Genomic DNA, 18,541 nt, shown 5'->3' with positions numbered 1-18,541 from the left:
CGGACCCGCATGCCCGAGCGCACCATCGACTTCGGCAAGTACCGCGCCAGAGGGATCAAGGGCCACGAGGCGGTGGCCCGGCAACTGGACTCCTACCTCCACTACATCACCACCCCCGTCACCAGCCCGCGCGGCCTGCTCGCACGCCTGCATTACCTCACCCGCACCGACCACGCCCGCCAAGCCGCCCGCGACGCAGGCCTGACGGTCACCGACGACACCGTCAACGCCTGGCTCCAGGGCAAGCGTCGGCCCCTGAAGAAGAACCTCGCCGCGATCGAGGACACCTACCGCACCGTGCGCCGCCACAACGTCGCCCGCTACCTCCTTTCCCGCCTCAACCGGGAAGGGCGGGGCACCCGCGTGGAGATCCACCCCCTCGACCAGTCTCTCGTCAACCGCCCCCTGCAGCGGGTCGTGGAGTTCCGTCATCTCAACATCCGCCACTGGGACCGCATCATCGAGGCCTGGGCCGCCGGGAACGACCGGGCCCTGGACGACGCCTGGATCGAAAAGATCGTCGACCTCGGCTCCCAGTGGGGCCAGTACGAGTACGTCACCAACGTCGGCTTCGCCGCCTGACCAGGGCAGAACCCTGCCGCGCCGTCCGCGCGGCGTGCATGCGTACTCAGGCGGTGCGGGCCGGAGGCAGGACGTGTTCGAAGAACTCTTCGTAGGCGCCTTCGCCGAGTTTCCCGTCGAGAGCGAGGGCGGTGCGCAGAGAGCGGGCGGTGACCTCGCGGTCGACGTCGAAGCGTCGTTCGGCCTCTCCTGCGGGAGGCCCAGTGTTCTGCCGCCAACGCAAAAGCCGCCGCGGGCCCCCGGATCCCGCCGCCATTGCGGCACCGGCGATGCTCAGGCGGACCGGGCAGCGAGGTAGCGGTGGATCCCGTCGCGGATGAAGGGCGGGATCGTCAGGATGCTGAGGCGTTCGGGGGCGAAGAACTGGAGCCTGACGCCCTCGCTCAGGGGCAGCGCGTTCTCGTTGCCGTCCCAGGTGCCGGCGAAGAAGGTGATGAGCTGCCCGGAACCGTGTTCGTCGCGGCTCTCGAAGAGTTCGGTGAGGCCGTCGGCCTCAAGGCCGGCTTCTTCGCCGAGTTCACGGACGATCGCGCGGGCGGGGGCTTCGCCGGGGTCACAGCCGCCTCCCAGCAGGCTCCAGTGATCAGGCCAGGCGATGACGCCCGGCAGGTTGTCCCGCAGATGGAGGAGGAGTTCGCCGCGGCGGTTGGTGATGATGGCGACTGCGCCGCGGGCGGTGGCCGGGACGTCGGCGGTGGTGTCCTGGTGCATCCGGACACCGTAGTAAGCCAGTCGGGGATCACGCGGCAGACGGCACTGTCTGCTGTGGCCACCCACAGCGGCCCTGCCCGCCTCACACCCGCAGGCTCGCCGCCCGTACGGCCCCAGGCCATGGCGGGGGCGCGCGGCGGCCGGTGCGCTGCTCCGGTACGGAGATCCGCACTGCGCCGGACCCCTGTCGTACGCGAGGATGAATGCCTTGCCCGCCGTGCCGCATGCCGAGGACCCCGCGCGATGACCTCCAGCCCCACCACCGCCGAGCACACCGCGCGTCTGGTCCTGCGCACGGACCAGCAGGAGGGCCTCGTCAGCACGGTCCGCCACCTGCGCCGCCCGCGCACCCGCGGGCACGCCGTCTCGGCCTGCGGCACCGGCAAGACCCTCTTCGCGCTGCGCGCCGCCGAGGAACTCGACGTCCAGCACCTGGCGGTGGCAGTGCCCAGCCTGGACCTGGTCGCGCAGTGGGCGGCCGCCGCCCGCGCCGACCTGCGCCGCGAGCCGATGATCACCGTCTCCTCGCTGCGCGCCGAGTCCCATCCGCTCCTCGCTGAGGCCCAGGTCGCCTCCACCAACGCCGGGGAGTACCTGGCCTACTGGCTGGGCCGCCACCCCAAGGCGACGGTGTTCTTCACCTACGACTCGCTGTCCAAGATCGAGGAGGCCCAGCACTCCGCGCTCTTCCCCGCGCCCGTCTTCGGCCTGCTGATCGTGGACGAGGCCCACGCCACGGCCGGCACCTGGGAGAAGAACTGGACCGCGCTGCACGACAACGAGCGCATCCCCGCCGAGCGCCGCCTCTACCTCACCGCCACCCCCTACGTGTGGGAGGCCCCCCGCCTGGCCGAGGCACCCACGAGCGGCCCGCAGCCCAAGCGCACCACCGCCACCGCACCGGCCTGGGACGACCCGGCCCTGCTGGCGACCATGGACCAGCCGAAGATCTTCGGCCCCCGCCTGCACACCTACTCCCACGCCGACGCCATCGACGACGAGGTCCTGGCCGACTACCAGCTCGTCGTCCCCACCGTCACCGACACCGAACTGCGCACCGCGCTCACCGACCCGGAGGCCGGGCCCACCGCGCGCCGCACCACCGCCCTGCACCTGGCCATCCTCAAAGCCATGCGCGAGCAGGACCTGCGCCACGTCTTCGTCTACTTCCAGCAGATCGCGGACGCCGCCGACTTCGCCCGCCAGTTCGCCCACACCCTGCGCACCCTGCCCGCCGACCTGCGCCCCGACTGGGCGGACGACCTGAGCGTGCAGTCGATCAACGGCACCCACAGTCCCCGCCGGCGCGCCGACATCATCGCCCGCTTCACCGACGCCGAGCGGGGCGTGCTAAGCAACGCCAAGGTCCTCGGCGAAGGCGTCGACCTGCCGGCCGTCGACGGCGTCGTCTTCGCCGACCGCACCGCGAGCGTGCGCCGCATCGTCCAGGCCCTGGGCCGCGCCCTGCGCAAACCCCCCACCTTGAAGACGAAGACGGCCAGCCTCGTCATCCCCGCCTACATCCCGCCCGGCGCCGACCCCACCGACCTGCTCGGCACCCCCTACGAGGCGCTCTGGCTGGTCACCGCCGCCCTGCGCCACCACGACCAGACCATCGCCGCCCGCGCCCCGCGGGCCAAGAGCCAGCATCCCGCCCGCGACACCCACACCTTCATCACCAGCCGCTTCCGCTTCGACCACACCCTCGACCCTTCGGCGATCGCCCGCGCCCTGGACCTGCTCGTGTGGCCCTCCAGCGGCGCCGTCCTGTCCGCCCCCCGCCGCGCGGGACTTGCCGCAGCCATCCGCTACCACGCCGAGCACGGCCACCTGCGCGTACCGGCCGACTACGAGGACGCCTACGGCTACCGTCTCGGCACCTTCATCAAAGGTCAGCGCACCGCCTACCAGGCCGGGGCCCTTGAACCGGCGTGGATCGCTGAACTAGAGGCGCTCGGCATGATCTGGGACGAGCACGAGGCCGCCTGGCAGGGCCACATGGCCACCGTCGAGGCCTTCCACGCCGAGCACGGCCACCTCGCCATCCCCGCCCAGGCCCCCGGCGGCCAGTTCCTCGTCGACCAGCGCGCCCTGGACCGCAAAGGCCGCCTCACCGCCGACCGCGACGCACAACTCACCGCCCTCGACCCGGAGTGGAAACTCCCCTACGGCCCCGACTGGCACCGCAAATACCACCTGCTGCACCGCCACCTCGAAGCCGGCAACCACCCCAGCACCCTCACCCGCGACACGGTCATCCACGGGGTGAAGGCAGGCAGCTGGCTGCACCGCCAGGTCACCACCTGGCCCGACCTCGATCCCGGACAGCGCGACCTGCTTGCCCGCATCGGCCTCACCCCCGACCGCGTCACCCTGGACAGGGAGGGCACCGCAGGCTCACCACGGCGGCGCACGTTCGCGCAGACCGCCGAGATCCTCGGGCTCTTCGTACAGCGCTGGGGACGCACGCCCGGCGCCCGCGAGTGGATCGAGGTCGACGGCGAACGCGTCATGATCGGGCCCTGGCTCGCCAAAACCCGCACCAAGAGGAACGCAGGCCAACTCCCGAAGAAGCAGGCGGAGTTGATGTCCCAGATCCTGCAGGAGGACTGGACAGCGCCGCAGACCGACTGGACCGCCCCGTCCCGCCCGGGCGGCGACGCGACGGATGCCCCCGCCCCGGCCGCGGACTGACTCGGGGCGCGAAAAACCGCGGAGGAACAGTGTCGCGGGGCTACCGCAGGCCCTGGCCCTGGCCCGGCGTGGGCGGGGGAGGGGCCGGCGGCGGTGGTGGCGGATTCGGTGCGTCGGGCGGCCGCGCGGACCGCATGCGCTGCGCCTGGCCGTCCAGGAGCCGCTCGGCCACGGCGCGGATCTCCTCGGCCCGGTCGGCGTACGCCGCTTCCGCGGACTGCTGCGGGGCATCAGGCACGAGCAGGCTCCCGGGTGTCACGGGCGGCTGTGCAGGAGGGCGTCGACGCCGACTGGCGTGCTGGATGTAGTCGGCCAGCGCAGTGCTGAGCTGCCGCGCGACGATCCCCAGGCCGGCTGCTGACAGTGCCCGGCGGCGGCAGCATCGGCTGGATAAAGGGCGCACCGCCGGGCGTGTCCAGTCTCTCTCACCACCGACTCGGCTCATCCATCGCCGCTGCTGAAGCCCGGCCGACGCCCCCTACGGCGTGAGCCGCACATGTGGTGTGGAGCGAGAAAAGGATCGTCCGGACGGGAGCGAGGGCGAGGACACGTCTGGCGTGCGGACAGCATGCCGATACGGAGCGGAAGGAGCTGCGCAAAAGCGATCTGTAGGAGAGTCTCCGCCCAGTGCGGCAGGCACGCCGATGGCCGAAGGCACGTGGCCGCGGCCCCGGCCGGGGAGGAACGCGCGGGTCCGCGGGGCCGGATTCGTCGGCCTCGCCGGATACTTCGCGGCGCGGGCTGGGACTAGCCTGGCCGGGGCGGGAGCCGGGGGTGGCACGCAACATGGTGAGCAGGTGGCGGCAGCGCATCGCCGCCGGGCACCACTGCCACGCCCCCGGTTCCGTCATGGGCAAGCGTCGACTCCGGTTTGGAAGGCGGATTTGCTGGAGGTGGCCGGCAACAAGGAGACCAACGTCCGCCTGGCGCCCTGTGCCTTGGAGGCTCTGAGCCGGATCACGGTCCGGCGGGGCACCTCCCGTGACGAGACGGTCCGGCAGGTGCTGGCCGAGCATGTCGCCTTGCAGGAACAGGAGCACCCCGAGGACCGGCTCACTCACATCTCCACCGTGCTGCGTTACCCGCGCCCGCCGCGCTGGCGGGGCGATCCGCGCACGGACGTGCCCCTGAGGGTTCGGGCCCCCGCCGGCCTGCTGGAGCGGGCCCGCGCTGTCTCCCTTCGGCTGCCGGGACAGCATCCGCGCGCCTACCGCGACTACCAGGGCCGCATGCTCACCGACGCGGTGACGACGGCCATCGCGCGGGACGAGCCCTTCGACGACGATTTCCTCTCCGGCCTGCTGCCCCTGCTGCGCCACGGCGCCGCCCTGGGCCTGTGGCGGCTGGCGGCGGCGGCCACCAGCACTCGCCCGGAGAAGGCATGCCTGCTGGAAGCGAGGGTCGTGCGCGCCGCGCACCGGCGGACCGACGTGCCACACGATTTTGACGAGCAGTACATCCTGCGCGTCGCGGAAGTCCTGGAGCGGGAGGAGTCATGGCACGCGTTGACGCGTTTTGAGTCGGCGACCGGCTTGGCCCGCCGCTTCCTGACCGGTCCGGGGGCCAAGGAGCGGGAGCAGGCCCTGTGGGAGCAGGACAAGCCGTGGGAGAAGCTGTACGAGGGTCTCCTGCTGGCTGACGACAGGGAAGAACGGCGCTGGCGCAGGCGGCAGGGGAGTACGAGTTACGACTGGACAGGCCGGGGCGGCACGGCGGTCTGGCGGGCCCGGCGCCGGGTGGACCTCGAGTACTTCGAGGACTGGCTCGTCGAGCGCACGCGCACCGATCCGGCTGCCGGCGTGATGGAGGAACCCGCCTCGCCCGGCTGGCTGTTGCGCATCCCGCCCGCCTGGCTGGCTCACGCCCCTGCCCCGGCCGCCTCCGGGCCGTACACGGCCTGGGCCGAGCAGCGCCGGCTCCTCGCCTTCCCCTGCCGCAACCGGCAGGCCTTCTGGCCGCTCCTGCAGTGCGAGGACGCACCCGGGCACCGGCCCGTGCCGGGCTTCGAACCTGTTGCCGCCGCGGCCGACGGCCTGCGCCCCGGGCAGGTCCTCGGCTTCATCGAAGCCGTCCTCATCGACTGGAACCACGAACCCGCCGAAGAGCCCCTTCTGCGTATCGCGCTGGATGTGCCCGCCGACCAGGCGTGTCGCTTCGGCTTCATCACCGCCGAGGAACAGCACCGGCTCATGGCCCGGGCCCGGGCCGCGACCCTCAAGATCATGGACGACTTCATCACCTGGTCCGCGGACGACGGGGCCGGCGAGAGCTACCTCGACAAGCTGCGGGAGGCCCGCGGTGATACCCGCGCGTTCCACCGCCTCGCCCGGAGCTCCCCGTCGCTCAAGGGACGGAAGTTCGTTGTCCCTCACGCCTCTTGGACGTGGCCCGGCGGGTCGGTGGCCGCCGAACTCGTCGCGGGCGCCCGGCCCGAGCTGCTCGAGTGGCTGGCCGGCGCGGCCCACCGCAGCAGCTCCCTGCTCCTGGAGCAGGCGATGCAGGCGGCCTGGCAGCGCGCCTTCGACCGGCACGGATTCCGCATGTGACACCCACCGATACACATACCGCTCCTCTCACCTGTGAAGCGGACACAGAATCCGGGCAACGGAATTCGCACCCCGCCGGGGTGCCCGTCTGAAATGGGGGAGTCCTCGTCATGAATGCACGACCGCTGATCTCGCTGCTGGCCGCCGGCGTCACCGGCCTGGTGGTGGCGCTGGCCGGTGCCCCGTGGTGGCTGGCCGCCACCGCGTTCGGCTGCCTCGCGCTCGGCCTGGGGGTCGTGGCCCTGCAGTCGGTCTTCCCCCAGGAGTCCGCTCACCGGCTCGCCTGGTGGCGTGACCGCCGCCGCCACCGGTAGCGCCCCGGCTGCTCAACTCCCTTTCGGCGGTGGGGCGGTGAGGCCGCAGCCGGTCACGGGTGCGGCACCCACCCCATGGCACGAGCACGGCCGCCGTGGCGGCGGGGGAGGGCGGGCGGTTTCGGCTACGATGCCGACCGGCAGGACGCGCACCGCCGACCGCCGCCGCTGCACCCCGCCCGCGCCGGGACAGCCCAGACGGCCAAGGTCCCCACCCGGGCCCGCGACCATTCCGCCCGTACGACTGCGGGCAGGCGCGGGGTGCCCGGAGAGAAGACGTCATGCCACGCCGTCAGTCCCGCGCCGGCCAGCGCGCCCGCGCCGCGCAGAACGCCACGGGCACGAAGGGCAAGTACACCGAGCTGCTGCGCGCCGAGCTCGGCCCGCGCGGCGCCCGCCCGGAACCCGCCCGCGCCGAGGCTGCCCGTCGGCTCGCCGCCCTGCTGCGCGCCGGCCTCGGCGCCGAGGGGGAGACGGCCGCCCGCCTGGTCGACGAGGCGGTGGCCTGGGCGCTGAAGGACCGCGAACTGAAGCACGCCCTGCTGCGCACGCCCGACCGTGCCGCTCGCGCACGCCTTCAGCCCGCCGTGGACGAGCACGCCGCCGGCGAGGTCACGGTGCACGACGCGCCCCTTGTCCAGGTCGTCTACGGGGTGCTGGAGCTGGCCGCGGAGGAAGAGGAATCGGTGAGCGCGGAGCTGCTGCGCGCGGCCGCGGACGTCCTGGACCGGCTCGTCGGCGCCAGCCACATCTGCAACCCCGCGATCTACGGGGTGCGGGCCGGCGGGTGGCTCACCGAACCGAGGATGTGGGAGCGGATCTACACCACGACCGCCCCGGTCGCGGTCGTCGCGGCGGCGGCCCTGCGCACGATGCGGGAGGCCTCCCGCATCCCCGACGAGGACGAAGCCACCGACGCCGACTGCATGTTCACCCTCCAGGAGGTCGTCCGCTTCGCGAACACCGCCGCCGACCTCGCCGCCCGCCCGGCCGCCTGACCAACACGGACGGACCTGCTGCCCCGCGCCCCCGCCGGCACGGGGCAGCACCTGCCTTCGCTCCCCGGCCCACCGCTGGCTCCGGACCGGCCGTGCCGCGCCGGAGAGTCGAGGGGCGCTTCGCGGGCCCCGGCGAACGGCCTCCCCGGCGGCGGCCATGTCGTGCGCTCCCGGGCTCTCTAGGGGCAGTGGAAGACGTCAGGCAGGTAGGGCATGGGGGCTTCCGTACGTGCCTCACGAGTATTCGAGGGTGTTCAGGCAAGTCGGCTCCAAGAAGCTGCTCGGTCCTCCCCGGCTTCGTTCCGGCCGGAACGAAGCCGGAAGCCGACCTACATAGGCCCGGTCGCCGACGCCCAACGGCTCTCCAGGTCAGTAACCACCGGCTTGTTGCCCTCAGCCCACTGATCGGCACTGGGTGCCTGGGGCCCGGTCGTGGGCGTCTTGGGCTTGGGATGGTCGACGCACCAGCGCAGGACCTCCAGCATCAACCAGACCGCCCGGTCTGCCGACTCCGTCGAGTAGGCGACGTACTCCGGGCCGGTGTGCGTGTCCAGGGACGGCTGGGGAACCGTCTCCTGGGGCTTTTCCCCGTGGTGGACCGCACCGTCCCGAAGATCGAACAGCCAATTGAACCCGTCGACCCAGGGGGTGTTGCGAGGGCCGGTAGCGAACACCAGCTTCAGGCCCTCACGGATCGCCGAGCGCCGCGGGGTGCGCTTGTCCTTCCACTCGGCCCGGCGCGACTCCGGTACCACCGAGCCGTAGAGGGCATCCAGGGTGTGCGCTGAGGCGGCCACGGCGACCAGCGCAGCGTCGAACTCCTCATTGAGCGCGGATGACTTCGCCGCGAAGTCGGTTGCTGCAACAGCCCGCTCACGAGCCACACGGGCGGCTAGCGCTCGGTCGATCGCAATACCGGCCCAGCGCGGCCATAGACGGGCCGCGACCTCAATCCTTGTGGGGCCCGGAACCCGAATGGAAACAATCGCTGGGCCAGGATGTGCTTCCGCGCTGACTCGCTTGCTCCCGCACTGCGGGCACTGACGCTCCTCCGGCGCCGGCTGCTCAATCGCATGGTCTGGGTACCGGTGCCCGCACTCGGCGCAGAAATGACCCATGGGGGAGACAGTAGAAGAGGAGGCTCTGGGAGAAAGCCCGACATGACACAAGGCGCCACCCTTCTCATGGACTGGACCCGCGCATGCATGGCCGCGCACGGCTGGCAATGGCAGGAACCCCCGGACCAGCCCCTGGCCTGAAACAGCCCGCCCCGGTGCTGCTGCGAGCTGCGTGCCGGGTCAGGCCCGGTGATCATGCGGGGCGGGCCGGACGCGGAGCCACGCCTCGCGCCAGGGGCCAAGGGCGTGTTCAGGGATGCCGCAGCCGGTGAGGAAGGCCTCGTACTGGCGCTGGTCGGTGGGCAGGCGTTCGCGGTTGACGATGCGGGAGGCGTTGGTGACGGGGAGGACGAACGCCGTGCCGCCGGCTGTTCCGGCGCGGTCCTGGAGGGTGCGCAGGGGCGGAGCACCGGCCTTTTCGTAGGCGGCGGCGAGCGCGGTCCGGAGGTCGGCCTCGTTGCGCACGCCGGCGGGCGCGGGGGCATGGAGGGTGCGCAGCCGGCCGCGTTCCGCGATCCGGGCCTTGCGCCACCACTCTTTCGCGTCGGTGACGGCCCGGGGGTCGTCGGTGATCCCTTCGACGAAGGCGATCACGTTCTCCTCGCGCGGCACAGGTCCGCTGGGGCGGGCGGTGCGCTGGAGGGTGGACACCGACAGACGCGTGCGCCGGGAAAGTTCGGCCCAGGTCGGGCCGTGGATCATGTGCAGCTGGGTGAGGAAGACGCCGAGCCTGATCCGTGCCCGGGTAGGCGGCCTGCCGGCCCGTACCGTCACGGCCGGGGCTCCTGCGCCGCGCGGACGGCGGCCGCTGCGAGCGCGCCGGCGAGAGGGCCGGCCGCGTGCCTGCCGGTGAGGCGGACGCACGTGACGACGGACGCGGTGCCGACTGCGCCACAGCTGCTGACGAGTGCGATGACGTCGCCGACGGACATGCCGCTCATGGCGAGCACGCCGCCGATGACGGGAAACGCGAGGACACCGGCGACCTGCGCCGCCGTGCGGGGGCGGCCGGGAGCGCCGGGGACAGGCTCGGGCGCGGACAGGGGAACGACGTGAGGCACGCGGGCACTCCTGGAGCGTGAGAGGGCCGCCCGCACAGGGGGCGGGCCGCCGGAGAAACGGACGGGTCGCAATAGGGCGGCATCCGCAGGCAGTTGGCGCTGCCTGAGCGCGGGGCCGGTGCGCCGAGCATGCCACGGGCGTGCACCGCACCGCCTCCCCCGATTGTCCAGAATGTCCGCCAACTGGTCAGGGCTGATCCAGCGGCGGACATCACGCAGTGACACCGGGATCGCGGCCAGGAGGCGCTGATACGGATCTGCCTCCTCACGACCAGCCACCTCGCCACTACTTCAGCTACTGTCCGCCACGGGGTTGGTCATCGGTGTTCCGGACCTGCTTGCCCCGGGGCGAGCACCGGGCTCATGATGCGTGGCATCCGCTGACCGGCCCCTCCGGGCCGGTGGCGCTCCTGAGGCCGTACGGGTCGCAATTCCGCCGCATCAGGACACCCCGCAGGCCGTGTTGGCGCACGCCCTGCCCGCCCGGGGCCCGGCACACACCGTGCGCCGGGCCCCAGGCCGTGATCCACCGCGTACACCGGCCGCTGGCCGGGACATTGACCCATGAAGGTCACGCCATGGATGCGGGTGTTGCGGGTCCAGTGGGCGCGGCGCCAGTCGCGGTCCCGGGCGGGCGCCTGACCAGATGCCTCGGAAAATGAGTGCCTGCGGTGTCATAGGCGGCGGATACGGTGCGGTCATGGCTGCACATTCCCAGGGACCAAGCGGGCTTGTTCCTGTCCACGTTGCTGTTCACAATCCCGCGGAGATGGCGGAGCCCGATCCGCAGGCGGCCGACCACGCCCACCAACTCTTCGCGGCCTCGGCCAAGTACGCGGACATCTCCTGGAGCGAGGAAGGAGCCGAGCCACGCTGGCTCGGCATGGACACCAGCACGTGTGCCGCGGCCATCAACCCGAGCCACTTCGCCAGCCGGGGCGCGGATGAGTTCGAACGGTTCCTGTCCGGGGCGGCCTCGCGCGGCGAACCGGCGCTGATCATCGCCACGATGGGCAACGTCAACGATGCCGGCCTCCGCAACGTCTTCAGCCGCTACAACGCCCGTGTGGACTTCCCTCACTTCACCGGCTCGATCGCCGGGAAGCGCCTGCCCGCAGGAGCGGAGGTCTCTCTGGCTCCCGATCTGGACGCGGCCGACCGTGACCTGGGCCTGCGACTGCGCAACCGCCCCGCCGACGCTCCGTGGTGGGCCATGGCTCTGCAGCCGATCCATTCCGAGGGCCCTCAAGGGACAACGGTCCACAAGCCCGAAGGAGAGCTGGCGCCGATTCTGGTGGACACCCTGGGCGAGCCGGTCGTGGCCCGCTGGACACCCAGTGACGGCCAGCAGATCTGGTACCTGATCCCCGACGCGGTCGACTGGGACACCGTGGTCGGCTGGATCGTCCAGCAGGCCCTGCCTGCTCACAACCCGGCCGCGTTGCGCCGCGCCCGCTCCCCGCACAGCATGAATGCCGACCTGGAGACCCCCGCAGAGAAGCAAGCCCGCGTCGCCCTCGAGGAACTGGAGCGCCGCTACACCGACGACAAGGCCCGCCTCCAGGCCGACCTCGAACAGGCGCGGCAGGAAGCCGACCCCGTACGGTCCGGACTCCTGTACGGAACGGGCAGCGAGCTGGAAGGCGCCGTCGCTGCCGTGCTGCGCGCCGCCGGATTCACCGTCACCGAGCTGGACGTGGAACTGGGCGCCCCGAAATCGGCGGACCTGCTCGCCGTACTGGAGCAGGAGACGTGTCTGGTCGAGGTGAAATCCGCATCCGGCGCTGCATCGGAGAAGCTGGTCACCTCCCTCCAACGGCACCTTGAGAAGTGGCCGCAGCTACGGCCTCACCAGCCGGTGACCTGCTCCGCCATGATCATCAACCATCAGCACCGCCTCGACCCAGCCCAGCGCCCCACCGAGGTGTACCCGCGCAACCAGCACAAGGAGTTCGTCGACGCCCTCACCTTCCCGGTACTCGCCACCGGCCAGCTCTTCGACTGGTGGCGCGCTCAGGACTGGTCTGCCGTGCGGACCGCCGTGCTCGGCCGCCCTCATCCCGGCCGGACGAGCAAGCCAACCACGGCACAGAACACGACGAGCACTGCCCAAAAGCGCAGGTTCTGGCGCCGCTCAGGTGGTTCCGGCTCGGCGTAGCGGAGCATCCGCCGACACCCCGGTGCGGTCCGGCCACGCCCGTGGCTCGACCGGTCGAGGTGGAACGGCGTCGGCTGCGCATCCGTTCGACGACGGGACGGGTACCAGGGCTACCGACGAAATGCGGCTCGTCCGGTGACGGAATGCCACCCGGTGTCCTTCGGGAGCCGGCCGACGCCGTGGACGCGCCACGGCGTCGGCTTCGGCCAGACCGAGAACCTTCCACCGAGCCGGATCCCTGGCCACGACCAAGCATCCGGCAGCCGCCTGCACTGCACGCCGGAACGGGGTGAAACCACCCGGGCCGGTGGCGCTTGTGTGCGGGGGTTCACCCGGGAAACACACCACCGCGTGGGACATCCGAGTGCGGCGGGCCACGTTTCCGCAGGTCAGCAAATTTCGTCGGTGGTACTACCAGCCGCGGCATCCGGCCGTGGTGGCGATCAGCAGCGTGCCGCGGTCGTACGCCGGACGGGCGGGTGCCGACGGCCGACGTATGGGGGAGGAGCGGCAGGTCAGGCGGGTGGCTATGGCGGATCCGCGAGAACCGGGCCGGGGTGGTGGGCGGCCGGGCTACGGTGCTGCGGTGAGCGACGAGGTGGGGGTCCCGGCAGACGCGAGCGCGCTGCCGGAGGCCGACGACGTTCTGACGGCGGCTCTTCAGGCGCAGGGCGATGCGGGCGTGCGAGCGTTGGGGCTGCTGCGGGATGCGCACCGGGTGCTGACCGGGGCGGGGTTCACACGGCCGCAGGAGGTGGCTGCGGCGTGTGTGCGGTCCGCGGCGGACGCGCTGCTGGGGCTGCCTGGCGCCCCGCAGGCCGTGGGTCTGCAGTCCGCGGCGGAGGACCTGTTGGCCGCGGTGGACGCCTTCCGGCCGCTGGCCTCCGGGAGGGACACGCCCGGCTCCGCCGACACCGACTCCGGTGCTCCGCCGGGCCCGGCATGGGAGCGGGTGTCGGCGGCGGCCGACGTACTGCGCGGCGAGCTGGAACGCCCGGGTGGTTACCACCGGGGTCGGGCCCGCGGCATCCTCGAACGGCTGACGGGCGTCACGCTCGGCGCAGCGCAGGAGACGGCACTGGACGTGTGGGGCACCGTCTACGGGTTGGCCTCGGGCATCCTGCACGGCCGCGCCGCAGGCCCCGGCGACGCCGTCACTCTCTACACCGAACTCCTCGGGGCGGCGCGCGAGTTGCTGGTGCCGCTCCCGGACCGCGCGGCCCGCGTCCTGGAACTCGCCGCGCTCCAGGACCCAGGCGCGGCCGAGGCCGCCAAGCTCGCCCGATGGGCGGACCCCCGGGCCAGCGACTACTTCTTCCGCTCCGGCCCGGCACCGGCATGGCTGGGTGTCTTGCAGGAGCACGTACCGCACCTGCTGATGCCGGACGGGGCGGCCGGCGGACGGTGGCCGGCCGCCCCCTTCCTCGAGCACGTCGCCGACGCCGACCCGGACGCTGCCCGGGCGTGGCTGGCCGCACCGGCCGACGATGACCCTGCCATCAGCCGTGCGGAGCAGGTCGCCGCGGCCGGCCGGCCGGCTCTCAACTCGCTGCTGGGCCTGGCCGTCCGCCACCCCGGCGTCGTCGACGCCGGCCAGCTGCGCGCGGTCCTGGCCGCTCCCGGGGTGCGGGACGGCGGGGGCCCGGCGGTGGGAGCGACGCTGCGCCTAGCCGCGAGGTGGGCGCGCACTGTCCCGCGCACCGACCGGACGCGCGAGTGGATCCTTGTGGTGGAGGGGCTGCTCCAGGACGCGGTCGACGACGAGCACATCGGCCACTTGTCCCTGCGGGCGGTTGCCGAGCGCGCGGTGGCCGCCGAGGCCCGGGCCAAAAAAGCCCTGGCCGCCGAGGGCGCCGCTGCGGCACAAGCGGCCATCGCGGCCGCGATGGCCGACGAGGACGAGTTGCAGGAGCTGCTCGCCGAGGAGACGGCCGCGCGGCTGCCCGGTCACGAGGTCGCGGTGCTGCTGCGCGAACTCGCCTGCACCGCCTACCCGTCCGACCGCACCGGCGCCGCGCACCCGAGCATCGCGATGATCCGGGCCGTGCTGGCCGGTCTGCTCGCCCGCGACGTCACCCTGCTGCCCGCCGCCTCCCGCCCGCTCGTCTACGGCGCCGACCTCGACCAGGTGCACGCCGGGGATCCGGCCGCGTACGGCGGGCCGAGGCTGGCGCGCACCGTCCTCGACCTCGCTGCGGCGGACGCCGACACCGGCGTGCACCTGGCCGAGCGCACCCGCCGACTGGCCCGGCTTGCCGCGGCCGACGGCCGCCTGCACGACCGGCTGCTCGCCGCTCACCTGGCCGCCCGTCCGCCCGCCCGGTCTGCGGCGCCCGCCGCCGGGCTGGCCGCGCAGGAGTGGTGGGAGCACGCGTCGGCGCTCACCCCGCGCCTCGTGGCTGACGAGCCCGCGCCGGAGTCCGCCCGCCTCGTCGACCTCGTGCTCTCCACCTGCCCGCCCGAGCGCGCCGCACAGCTGGAGAATGACGTCCGTACGGCGCTCGGCACCCCGCCGCCCGCCGCCCTGCTGGCCGAGGTCCTGCCCGACGATGCCGAGCAGGCCGACGGGACTGTCGAGCCGCTCGCCTCGTGGCTGCGGGTGTGGGACTGGTTGCCCGTCCTGCCCGCACGACTGCTGACCGGCTGGGAACCGGTACTGGCCGCAGTACGCCGCCTGCAGCCCGCCGGCCCGTCCGACCCACGCACCGCGCGCGGGTCGGAGCCCTACAAGGCGACCACGGATCTCACCGCCGAGGACCTGATCCAAGAGGCAGCCGCGCACGGCCCGACGGCCGCCGCCGCCAAGCTGGCCGCAGCACCGGACGCAGGCGCCGACGGCTACGCGATGGTCCTGCACCACCTCGTCGCCGCCGACCCGGCCGCCTGGACCGCCGACGTGCCCACCACCCTGGCCGCACTCGAGCGGCCCGAGCTCGGCGCGTTCTACCTCGCCGCGACCGCCGTCCTCGCCGACCGCCCCGGCGACTTCCCCGACAACGCGCTGGCGGACGCCGTCACCGCGGCGCTCGACCTGCACCGCCGCCTCAACGAGAGGGCCCCCGCCACCGGCACCGGCGAAGCCGACAGCCGGTCCACCGCGGTGCACTTCGCCGACCAGGCCCTGTTCGATCTGCTCACCCTCGCGTGGCGCACTGACACCGCGCTCGCCGACGAGCAGGAGAAGGCCGCCCTGGCCCACCTGCACGCCCTGGCCGCCCCTCTGGCCGACCCCGCTGCCGTCCCGGCAGATACCCTCGCCGACGCTCCCGGCCCGGCCGAAGGGGAGGGACCAGCGCTGCTGGGGTCGGATCCGGGAGTACGGGCGCTGGGGTGCCTGCTCGAGTACGCCGTCCACCGGGCCCGCACACACGGGGAGATGCCCGCCGACATCCTTCAGACGGTGTCCGGTGTACTGGCCGCACGCGGGGACCACGACGCGGTGGCCACCGCGACCGGGGTACGCCTGCCCGCCCTTCACCGGTACGCCTCCGCCTTCGCCGCCACCCACCAGGCCGCGCTGTACGGACTCGCCCCCGAAAGCTCCTCGCCAGCCGCCTCCTGGCTGCGCTGGGGACCGCACGACCACCAGGTCCTTGCCGCCCTCGACCGTTCCGAACTCCTCGCCGCGCTGCGCCACCCGGCCACCGCGTCCGACGCCGCCGCCCACGTGGCAGCCGCGCTCCTGGCCGCCCCCGCCCTTCTGGGCGATCCGGCCGCCTTCTGGGCCGAGTTGGCCACCGGAACCGGAGGAGTGGAAGCAGTCGGCCTGCTGCTGGCCGCGATCGCCGCCCGCACCCCGCGCACCGACGGCCCCGTCCCGCCCGATGCCACCGCACGGCTGAACGCAGCGGCCGACCTGTGGCGCGCCGCGATCGCCGCCGGCCTGCCGCCCGGCGCCCTCACCGGCGCGGGCGACTTCGCGGACACCAGCCTCGACGAGGACCTGTGGCTGTCCCTGATGCGGGCCAGCGCCCAGCACACCCCGGCCCTGACCGACGCCGACCTCGTCGCCGAACGCACCGCCCGCCACCCGGACAGCGAAGAAGCGCTCCTCCTCGCCGAGCAGCTGGTCACCCACTCCGCCGGGGCCGGACACGACACGGCACTCCTGCAGCACGCCCGCGCCCTCTTGGACACCGCCGCAGCCCGACCCACAGACGAACACCCTGCCGCCCTCAGGGCGCTGAGAGAGGCCCTGGTCAACCGGGGCGACATCGACGCTGCCCGGCCCGCCCCGGGCAGCGGCTGATGCGCTTCCTGTACAAGCCCCGGAGAACCGACGCGAAGCCGGGACGACGAAGCCTCCGGACTCAAGGTGGTACCACCTGTTACCATCGGGGTTATGGCGAAGACACAGAAGGGCTGGCGCGTCGACGACGAGATTGCGGAGCTGGCCACCGCTCGGGCCAGGGACCGCGGCATGGCCGTCGGCGACTACATTGCGGCGCTCGTGCGCGAGGACGTCGGCGGGCTACGGCAGCGAGGCCTGGACGCGGCGCAGCGTTTCCTCGACGAGCACCAGGCCGTCTTCGACGAAGCCGAAGACGCTGACCGCCACATGCCGGGAGCGCACGCCGCGTAATGGACTTGCACATCGACGTCCCGTGGATCTTGCAGGTCGCGGAGATCGCGGGCGCAGCGGATCCCGCTCCGGATGACTACGGGGTGCCGGTGGCGGCGGTCGCCTGCCACCGGGCCGAACTCCTCGAAACGCCCGTCTACAACGGCCCCTACGCCCGCGCTGGCGCCCTGGTGCACATCCTCGGCCGCTGCCGTTGGCTGGAGCGATCCAACCTCGCTGTGGCCGCGGCGACGGGCGTCATGTATCTGGAAGCCTCCGGCATCCCGCTCAAGCCCACCCGCGAAGACGCCCTGGCACTGCGCGACCTGCTGCGCGATCCGACGTGCACCGCGAGGAAGATCGCAGACCTTCTCCGTACCTGGCCGCAGGCCAGCTGAGGAACGTTCCAGGCCCGGGGCGCGGGGGCCCTGTGCCGGATGTCCCCAGCCGCCGGCCGGGGCTCATCATGTCCTCTTCTCCGTGCCCGGATTCGCTCGGCGTGCTGCCGGGCGGGGGCTGAGCAAGGACAGAGCACGGCGCGAACCGTCCCGCACAATCCCACCGAGCCGAGCACGGCCACCTGCGCGTGCCATCCGACTACGAGGACGCCTACGGCTACCGGCTGGGCGCCTTCATCACCGGCCAGCGCACCGCCTACCAAGCCGGTGCCCTGGAAGAGAGTTGGATCACCGAACTCGAGGCGCTCGGCATGATCTGGGACGAGCATGAAGCCGCCTGGCAAGGCCACATGGCCACCGTCGAGGCCTACCACGCCGAGCAGGGCCACCTCGCCATCCCCGCGCAAGAACCCGGCGGCCAGTTCCTCGTCGACCAGCGGGCACTGGCCCGCAAAGGCCGCCTTGCCCCCGAACGTGAAGCCCGGCTCACCGCCCTCGACAGGGACTGGAAACTCCCGCACGGCCCCGACTGGCACCGCAAGTACCACGTGCTGCGACGCCACATCGAAGCCGGCAACCACCCCAGCACGCTGGCCCGCGACACAGTGATCCACGGAGTGAAGGCGGGCAGTTGGCTGCACCGCCAGTTCACCGCCTGGGACCAACTCGACCCTGGCCAGCGGGATCTACTCACCCGCCTCGACCTCACCCCCAACCGCATCCCGATGGACCGTCAGGACGGAACGGGCGCGGCCGCCACCCCGCGGAGGCGTACCTTCGCGCAGACTGCACACATCCTCGGCCTGTTCCTCGAAAGATGGGGACGCACTCCCGGCGCCCGCGAGTGGATCGAAGTCGACGGCGAGCGCGTGATGATCGGGCCTTGGCTGGCCAAGGCCCGCACCAAACTCAACGCCGGACAACTACCCGGCAAACACGCCCAGTTGTTGTCCGAGACCCTCGACGGGCACGGGATCATCCCGGCCGACCAGCCCTGAGCACAACCAGAATGGAAGGCCGTTGCCGCTCACCCAACAACGGGGAAGACCCCTAATTCGAACCTTCCATAGTTTCTTCTCTAAGGAAGCAGGCCAACCCTGTAAGCTGAGCACGAACATCGGCAGTCACGCAGAGCGGCTCCCTAACCTGACACCCTCTCAACAAGTTGCAGCTCTTCGGTACCTGACGAATAGTTAAGAGGCGGAAAACCCAGCTCGGTTCCCACCCCCGCTCACCCCGTCTTGTCGGCTGGCCTGAGCCGGTCGCGGAGCGATCCGGCTCTTCAACTCACCTATGCACGAAACCACTTGTACTCAGCAAGCTCAGAGGAGTCGGAGCGGAGGCCCGATCGCGGAGCGAGTGGGACACCGCACCGACGACCCAACAAGTGATCCGCGGAG

At 72.3% G+C, this 18,541-nt stretch carries 16 protein-coding genes and 1 pseudogene; 11 read left to right on the top strand and 6 right to left on the bottom strand.

The features are described 5' to 3' along the window. The first annotated feature begins 9 nt into the window (after positions 1-9). Positions 10-582: a transcriptional regulator gene (locus tag GAS53_RS48775; RefSeq protein ID WP_151484237.1), complete on the top strand. Its 573-nt coding sequence runs from the start codon at positions 10-12 to the stop codon at positions 580-582. A gap of 46 nt (positions 583-628) precedes the next feature. Here GAS53_RS48775 and GAS53_RS48770 read toward each other — a convergent pair whose 3' ends face one another. Both GAS53_RS48770 and GAS53_RS48765 read right to left on the bottom strand, forming a co-directional pair. Further along, complete coding sequence (locus GAS53_RS48770) at positions 629-838, bottom strand: hypothetical protein (RefSeq protein ID WP_151484236.1); 210 nt, start codon at positions 836-838, stop codon at positions 629-631. A 17-nt stretch (positions 839-855) separates the two neighbouring features. Beyond that, complete coding sequence (locus tag GAS53_RS48765) at positions 856-1,293, bottom strand: NUDIX domain-containing protein (RefSeq protein WP_151484235.1); 438 nt, start codon at positions 1,291-1,293, stop codon at positions 856-858. A 243-nt stretch (positions 1,294-1,536) separates the two neighbouring features. Between GAS53_RS48765 and GAS53_RS48760 the strand changes: the two genes are divergently transcribed. Further along, positions 1,537-3,987: a DEAD/DEAH box helicase gene (locus tag GAS53_RS48760; protein WP_151484234.1), complete on the top strand. Its 2,451-nt coding sequence runs from the start codon at positions 1,537-1,539 to the stop codon at positions 3,985-3,987. 40 nt (positions 3,988-4,027) lie between these two features. Here the strand turns inward: GAS53_RS48760 and GAS53_RS48755 are convergent, their stop codons facing one another. Then, positions 4,028-4,225 (bottom strand): hypothetical protein, encoded by a 198-nt coding sequence (locus GAS53_RS48755; protein WP_151484233.1) that lies wholly within the window; start codon positions 4,223-4,225, stop codon positions 4,028-4,030. A gap of 655 nt (positions 4,226-4,880) precedes the next feature. Here GAS53_RS48755 and GAS53_RS48745 point away from each other — a divergent pair. The 3 genes from GAS53_RS48745 to GAS53_RS48735 all read left to right on the top strand — a co-directional run bounded on the left by GAS53_RS48745 (position 4,881) and on the right by GAS53_RS48735 (position 7,845). Beyond that, positions 4,881-6,533 carry a hypothetical protein gene (locus GAS53_RS48745; protein ID WP_151484231.1) on the top strand — a complete coding sequence of 551 codons (1,653 nt, stop codon included), beginning with the start codon at positions 4,881-4,883 and terminating at the stop codon, positions 6,531-6,533. 110 nt (positions 6,534-6,643) lie between these two features. After that, a complete protein-coding gene (locus GAS53_RS48740) occupies positions 6,644-6,847 on the top strand; it encodes a hypothetical protein (protein WP_151484230.1) in 204 nt (67 codons plus the stop codon). 281 nt (positions 6,848-7,128) lie between these two features. After that, positions 7,129-7,845 (top strand): hypothetical protein, encoded by a 717-nt coding sequence (locus tag GAS53_RS48735; RefSeq protein ID WP_151484229.1) that lies wholly within the window; start codon positions 7,129-7,131, stop codon positions 7,843-7,845. A gap of 329 nt (positions 7,846-8,174) precedes the next feature. On the opposite strand, the gene GAS53_RS48730 is transcribed toward GAS53_RS48735, so the two are convergent. From GAS53_RS48730 to GAS53_RS48720, 3 genes are all read right to left on the bottom strand, one after another. Continuing rightward, the gene (locus GAS53_RS48730; RefSeq protein ID WP_151484228.1) at positions 8,175-8,642 is read right to left on the bottom strand and encodes a hypothetical protein; all 468 of its coding nucleotides are present in this window, start codon (positions 8,640-8,642) and stop codon (positions 8,175-8,177) included. A gap of 501 nt (positions 8,643-9,143) precedes the next feature. Then, positions 9,144-9,737 carry a hypothetical protein gene (locus tag GAS53_RS48725; RefSeq protein WP_151484227.1) on the bottom strand — a complete coding sequence of 198 codons (594 nt, stop codon included), beginning with the start codon at positions 9,735-9,737 and terminating at the stop codon, positions 9,144-9,146. After that, positions 9,734-10,024: a hypothetical protein gene (locus GAS53_RS48720; RefSeq protein ID WP_151484226.1), complete on the bottom strand. Its 291-nt coding sequence runs from the start codon at positions 10,022-10,024 to the stop codon at positions 9,734-9,736. The genes GAS53_RS48725 and GAS53_RS48720 overlap by 4 nt, the downstream gene beginning before the upstream one ends. 769 nt (positions 10,025-10,793) lie before the next feature. Between GAS53_RS48720 and GAS53_RS48715 the strand changes: the two genes are divergently transcribed. From GAS53_RS48715 to GAS53_RS48695, 6 genes and pseudogenes are all read left to right on the top strand, one after another. Continuing rightward, entirely contained in the window at positions 10,794-12,182 is a 1,389-nt protein-coding gene (locus GAS53_RS48715) for a hypothetical protein (RefSeq protein ID WP_225859591.1), read from the top strand. Positions 12,183-12,768: 586 nt separating this feature from the next. Further along, the gene (locus tag GAS53_RS55765) at positions 12,769-16,431 is read left to right on the top strand and encodes a hypothetical protein (RefSeq protein WP_192583628.1); all 3,663 of its coding nucleotides are present in this window, start codon (positions 12,769-12,771) and stop codon (positions 16,429-16,431) included. Positions 16,432-16,524: 93 nt separating this feature from the next. Then, entirely contained in the window at positions 16,525-16,764 is a 240-nt protein-coding gene (locus GAS53_RS48705; protein WP_151484224.1) for a hypothetical protein, read from the top strand. Further along, entirely contained in the window at positions 16,764-17,141 is a 378-nt protein-coding gene (locus GAS53_RS48700) for a fic family toxin-antitoxin system, toxin component (RefSeq protein ID WP_151484223.1), read from the top strand. The genes GAS53_RS48705 and GAS53_RS48700 overlap by 1 nt, the downstream gene beginning before the upstream one ends. A 164-nt stretch (positions 17,142-17,305) precedes the next feature. Then, positions 17,306-17,443, top strand: a pseudogene (locus GAS53_RS57875) (helicase associated domain-containing protein); the annotation flags it as partial. A gap of 9 nt (positions 17,444-17,452) precedes the next feature. Then, positions 17,453-18,139, top strand: coding sequence for a helicase associated domain-containing protein (locus GAS53_RS48695; RefSeq protein WP_263974249.1), 687 nt, complete (start codon positions 17,453-17,455; stop codon positions 18,137-18,139). The last annotated feature ends 402 nt before the right edge of the window (positions 18,140-18,541 follow it).

Source organism: Streptomyces albicerus, from assembly GCF_008905045.1.
GTDB lineage: Bacteria > Actinomycetota > Actinomycetes > Streptomycetales > Streptomycetaceae > Streptomyces > Streptomyces albicerus.
The sequence above is the reverse complement of the archived record's forward strand: the minus strand, read 5'-3'. Positions and strand labels throughout refer to the sequence as shown.

What these genes read in the sequence shown, in the direction of transcription:
- GAS53_RS48775 (WP_151484237.1), top strand. Translation starts at nt 10, where the DNA reads ATGCCCGAGCGCACCATCGACTTCGGCAAGTACCGCGCCAGAGGGATC.
- GAS53_RS48770 (WP_151484236.1), bottom strand. Translation starts at nt 838, where the DNA reads ATGGCGGCGGGATCCGGGGGCCCGCGGCGGCTTTTGCGTTGGCGGCAG.
- GAS53_RS48765 (WP_151484235.1), bottom strand. Translation starts at nt 1,293, where the DNA reads ATGCACCAGGACACCACCGCCGACGTCCCGGCCACCGCCCGCGGCGCA.
- GAS53_RS48760 (WP_151484234.1), top strand. Translation starts at nt 1,537, where the DNA reads ATGACCTCCAGCCCCACCACCGCCGAGCACACCGCGCGTCTGGTCCTG.
- GAS53_RS48740 (WP_151484230.1), top strand. Translation starts at nt 6,644, where the DNA reads ATGAATGCACGACCGCTGATCTCGCTGCTGGCCGCCGGCGTCACCGGC.
- GAS53_RS48735 (WP_151484229.1), top strand. Translation starts at nt 7,129, where the DNA reads ATGCCACGCCGTCAGTCCCGCGCCGGCCAGCGCGCCCGCGCCGCGCAG.
- GAS53_RS48715 (WP_225859591.1), top strand. Translation starts at nt 10,794, where the DNA reads ATGGCGGAGCCCGATCCGCAGGCGGCCGACCACGCCCACCAACTCTTC.
- GAS53_RS48705 (WP_151484224.1), top strand. Translation starts at nt 16,525, where the DNA reads ATGGCGAAGACACAGAAGGGCTGGCGCGTCGACGACGAGATTGCGGAG.
- GAS53_RS48700 (WP_151484223.1), top strand. Translation starts at nt 16,764, where the DNA reads ATGGACTTGCACATCGACGTCCCGTGGATCTTGCAGGTCGCGGAGATC.
- GAS53_RS48695 (WP_263974249.1), top strand. Translation starts at nt 17,453, where the DNA reads ATGATCTGGGACGAGCATGAAGCCGCCTGGCAAGGCCACATGGCCACC.